At 40.8% G+C, this 4,922-nt stretch carries 3 protein-coding genes and 1 pseudogene; 1 reads left to right on the forward strand and 3 read right to left on the reverse strand.

All coding sequences use genetic code 11. The features are described 5' to 3' along the window. Nucleotides 1–832 (reverse strand): annotated as a pseudogene (locus RAC86_RS35330) (penicillin-binding protein); the annotation flags it as partial. A gap of 336 nt (nt 833–1,168) precedes the next feature. Between RAC86_RS35330 and RAC86_RS35335 the strand changes: the two are divergent. Continuing rightward, nucleotides 1,169–1,942, forward strand: coding sequence for a CAP domain-containing protein (locus RAC86_RS35335; RefSeq protein WP_003244693.1), 774 nt, complete (start codon nt 1,169–1,171; stop codon nt 1,940–1,942). A gap of 39 nt (nt 1,943–1,981) precedes the next feature. On the opposite strand, the gene RAC86_RS35340 is transcribed toward RAC86_RS35335, so the two are convergent. Both RAC86_RS35340 and mcpC read right to left on the reverse strand, forming a co-directional pair. Further along, nucleotides 1,982–2,848: an NAD(P)-dependent oxidoreductase gene (locus RAC86_RS35340; RefSeq protein ID WP_003245029.1), complete on the reverse strand. Its 867-nt coding sequence runs from the start codon at nt 2,846–2,848 to the stop codon at nt 1,982–1,984. Nucleotides 2,849–2,985: 137 nt separating this feature from the next. Continuing rightward, nucleotides 2,986–4,922: methyl-accepting chemotaxis protein McpC (gene mcpC, locus RAC86_RS35345; RefSeq protein WP_377886680.1), on the reverse strand; the 1,937-nt coding region annotated here is incomplete at its 5' end.

Below are 4,922 nucleotides of genomic sequence, written 5' to 3' on the forward strand. Positions count from 1 at the left end.
GGTCGCTCAGCAGGCCCTGATCAGGTGTCGTGACGCCCCCGAAAACAGAATAAAGGGTTTTGTCATAAGGATATTTTCGTGTCCAATCGTTTACGATATCGATTCCCGGAAGTTCTTCTAAATGCTCAGAAACAATGGAAATTTCATCATATGTTAAGTCATTTTTTGGTCTTTGCGAGGAGTTTTTCTTCTCATCAAGCAGCGCTCCGTTTTTTCCATTGCTATTGCTCTTATTTGGATTCATTGCCTTTACGATTTGAGGTTCGTAAGCATTTCCGCTTGAAAACCTTGTATATATCGCAGCAGTTTCCATTTCTTCGTCATCTTGCTGAATAGCCTTTAATTCTTGATCCGGAACACGCTCTATTTGAAGCTTGTAAGCTTGGTCTCCTTTCAGATTGCTTTCTGATTCCTTAAGCAGAGCGGCGGCTTTTTTCGGATGAGCTGCGATCCAGTAATCACGAAGATCCCTTTCCTTCAAAAATTCGGTATCAATATGAATGAAAGAAGCAAGCCGCTTCGCTGTTTTGATTTTATCTTCTGTTTTTGTGCTAGATGTTGATACATACACAATTTCTGGAACGCTCTGGTTGTCGACAGCAACTTTCTGGTTTCTGTCGTACATCTTCCCGCGAGGCGCAGGATAGTAAGCTGTTTTTGCATTTGATTTCTCAGCGTCTTCTTCATGCTGTTCGCCTTCAACAATTTGAACAACCCCGAGCTTAAAAATTAATGCAGTGAATAGAACAAAGACAGCTAGGAAAAAAAGGTTCATTCTGATTGCTCTGTTTCCTTTGCTCTTTTTCTTTGGTTCACGTCCTATTTCAGTCACTTCTGGTTACCCCTCTCAAATCATTCAATATATTTACATATACTGAGATTAATTGTAACACCTTTGTAATAGTTGTTACAGCGAAAAGGAGTAAAAAAAGCTGTCAATATAAAAACACATTAAAATATAACTAACGGTTCAAAAAAAAGGAAGCTATGTAACGGTACGATAAAATCATATATACCGCTGATTCCCTTATTCTTAGTGATTCAACGGATTTACTTTACGAAAATGACAATCTCTATTTGTCAAAGGAAATTGCTGGAATCTTTATGACAAAAAAGCTATGTTATGATTTTTCTGTAGAAACAAACAACTCTAGGAGGTTACGAACTAATGAAGAAAGCATTTATTTTATCTGCTGCCGCTGCGGTTGGATTATTCACATTCGGGGGCGTACAGCAAGCATCAGCGAAAGAACTCTCCTGCCAGCCTGTGGTTACAGTAAAAACGGGGAACACAGTACAAAACATGTCACTTAACGATGCAGTGAAAAAACTGCATATTAACACAAATATCAAAACGTTAAACGCTGCAAACGAAAAAGAGATGAAGCAGCTTCTTCAAAAACATGCGAAGCAATCTAACGTGAAAGTTCAGGATGTTCAAAAGACAGAAACGGCCAAACCTGCACAAAAGACTACTGAAAAAGCAGCTGCTGATCAAAACACTGCTTCTAAAGCACCCGCAACTGCTGAAAAAACAAACACAACAACATCTGCACCTTCATCTGTAAGTGCATATGAGAAAAAAGTTGTTGAACTTACAAATGCAGAAAGACAAAAACAAGGATTAAAGCCGCTTCAAATTGATGAAACGTTAAGCAAATCCGCACGCGCAAAATCTCAGGATATGAAAGACAAAAACTACTTTGATCACCAAAGCCCAACATACGGCTCACCGTTTGATATGATGAAATCTTTCGGAATCAGCTACAAAACAGCAGGTGAAAACATTGCGAAGGGCCAAAAGACACCAGAAGAAGTAGTAAAAGCTTGGATGAACAGTGAAGGACACAGAAAAAACATTCTAAACCCTAACTTTACTCACATCGGTGTTGGCTACGTTGAGTCTGGAAGCATCTGGACACAACAATTCATCGGAAAATAATAAAAAAAAGATTGCCTGTTTCGTACAGGCAATCTTTTTTTATTTCACCCAAAGCTTATAGATACTCTGTGTTCCGCTGTTTTCTTCACCTTGAGCAGCTAGCTTGTCATATAAGGATTTTGCGAGCGACAAGCCTGGCATTTCTTCCCCCATTAATTCTGCTTCCTCTAGTGCGATTCCCATATCCTTAATAAAATGCTTCACATAAAATCCCGGTTCAAAGTTGCCTTGCAGCATACGGGGAGCAAGATTTGACAGTGACCAGCTTCCGGCTGCGCCCGTTGTGATGCTTTTCAGAACATTTTCCGGCTCTAGGCCTGATTTTTGGGCATAAGCCATCGCTTCAGCAACACCGATCATACCGGCTGCAATTGCAATCTGATTGCACATCTTGGTATGCTGTCCGCTTCCAGCCGGTCCTTGATACTGAATATTCTCTCCCATTAAAGAGAAAATCGGCATGCAGGCTTCAAAAGCTTCTTTTTCTCCACCGACCATAATCGCGAGTGTTCCGTTTTGTGCACCGATGTCTCCACCGGAAACAGGAGCGTCTAAAGCGAACAATGCTTTTTCTTTGGCCGCTTCAGCAATCTTCTTCGCAAGCGAAGGCTTAGATGTCGTCATATCAATAAGATATGCCCCTTCTTTTGCGTTTTCAATAATTCCATTGCTTCCGAAATACACTTCTTCAACATCACTGGGATAGCCGACCATTGTGATGATAACATCCGCTTCTTTCGAAAGATCTTTGACCGTATCTTTCCAGATCGCGCCTTTTTGAAGTATGCTTTCTGCTTTTTCTTTTGTCCGGGTGTACACCAATACAGGATGGCCGTCATTGAGAATATGTGATGCCATGCTTTTTCCCATTACTCCAAGACCGATAAAACCAATTGTTTTTTTCAAGGTCATTCCTCCCAGATGTTTCGTTTAGATTTTAGTTAAAATTTATCATTTTTCCTTCATTTTCTAGACTACCATATCTATTCATCTTATAAAATAAAAAATCCCCAAAACAAATGATGTTTGGGGATGTAATTGGATTACAATGTGAATTTTGCAATTGTGTTCATAAGCTCTTGGCTTGCATGTTTTAGTGTTTCCGTTGAGTGTTTGACTTTCTCAAGGGTGACAAGCTGTTCATCGGTTGATGCGTTCACTTCCTCTGCTGCGGCAGCTGATTCCTGTGATATGGCTGAAATGCTTTGAATAGCTTCAGATATCGCAAGCTGTTCTTCACTCATTCTTTGAATTTCCGCGTAAATGTGATCAATACCTTGTACCAGTGACTGCATTTCTGCAGTTATCGTATTTAATACCTCTCCAGTTTCGTGAATGGCACTGTTTTGTTCATCATTCATTCTGCTTGCCTCAACCATCGCGTGAGAGGCCTCTTTTGTCTCAAGCTGGATAAGCTTCACAGTCTCGCTGATATGCTTTGTAGAAAGGGCTGATTGCTCAGCTAACTTCCGCACTTCATCGGCTACGACGGCAAAACCGCGCCCGCTTTCTCCGGCTCTGGCTGCCTCAATACTGGCATTTAAGGCAAGCAAGTTGGTTTGATCAGATATGTTTGAAATCGCTGTAACGACTTCTTCAATATTCTTAGTTTGATTTTCCAAATCCAGCAGCATCGTTTCAACCTTTTTCGTTTCCATATTGGCTTCGTTTGATTTCATCAGCAGCTGGCCGAGCGCGTCAAGTCCTTTATAGCTTGCATCCTCGGACGATTTTGAGCGTTCTTTAATTCCGCCTGCCTCCTCAGCGATTTGCCTGATTTTCGTTGACAGGCTTTCCGATTTTTCATTAATGGTTTCAACTTCAGAAGCCTGTTCCGATGCCCCTGCGGCTACTTCTTCAATCGCTTTTGCAATTTGTCCGCTTGTTTCATTTGTTTCGGCAGAGACAGCCGTTAGTTGTTCAGAGGTGTCAGATACTTTCCCTGAAGAGAGTCTCACCTGCTCAACCATTTCCTTCATATTTTCAACCATCAGATTGAAATCTCTTGTTAAAATACCGACTTCATCCTTAGATTTTGATTCCGCGCGCACTGTTAAATCGCCTGCGGAAACAGCTTTCGTTTTTACGATCAGCTGCTGTATCGGACCGGTTATCGTTTTGGCCAGGAAGTAGCTGAGAATAATTGTTATGATAAGCGCAATCAATGATATCCAAAGATTTGCCCGATTCATTTTATCTGAAATCCACATTAATTGATCGGTATCAAATTGCGTTCCGACCTTCCAGCCTGTCTCGCCAATCGTTTGGTACACAACCATTTTCCCATTCACATCTTGTATCCCTTTTTTCTCGGATGCGATGGTTTGCAGTGTTTGATCCTTTGATATATTTTTTCCTTGATTTGACGGATGGGCTAAAAGATTGCCGCTCGCATCAGCTAAAAAGGCAAATCCTTTGTAAGGCACCTTTTGTTTATTGACCATACTCTGGATAGCAGAGAGTTTCAAGTCATAGCTGGCAACCCCTATCACTTTTTGCCCGTCTAAGATCGCTTTCGATGCAGTAACAATCATGTCTCCTGTCACGACATCTTTATAAGGTTCCGTCCAAACAACTTGATCCGGGGTTTCAGCTGCAAGCTTATACCATGGTCTTGATGTTGGATCGTAATCCTCAGCGAAATCCGCTTTTGGATATGTAAACATTTCTTTTTTTGCGGTGCCTATGTAAGCCATCGCAACATAATCATCGTTATCTTTGATTTGCTTAATGTCATCGTGAAACAGCCGAGAAGCTTCTTTACTTGGTTTCGTTACAAATGTATGCGTTAATTCCCCATTAGCCAATCTTGATAACGAAATGGCATAACTCTTTAATTGCAATTCAATATTTTGTTCAAGTGACTGCGTCACGTTTTGAGTTGTATTTTTCCCATCCTCTGTAATCATCGGTTTTAGCGTCAAATAAGAAGACAGCATTAAGAGAACAACTGTGATGATTAACATAATCGAAACAAAAT

It is taken from the genome of Bacillus sp. LR_5 (genome assembly GCF_042709275.1).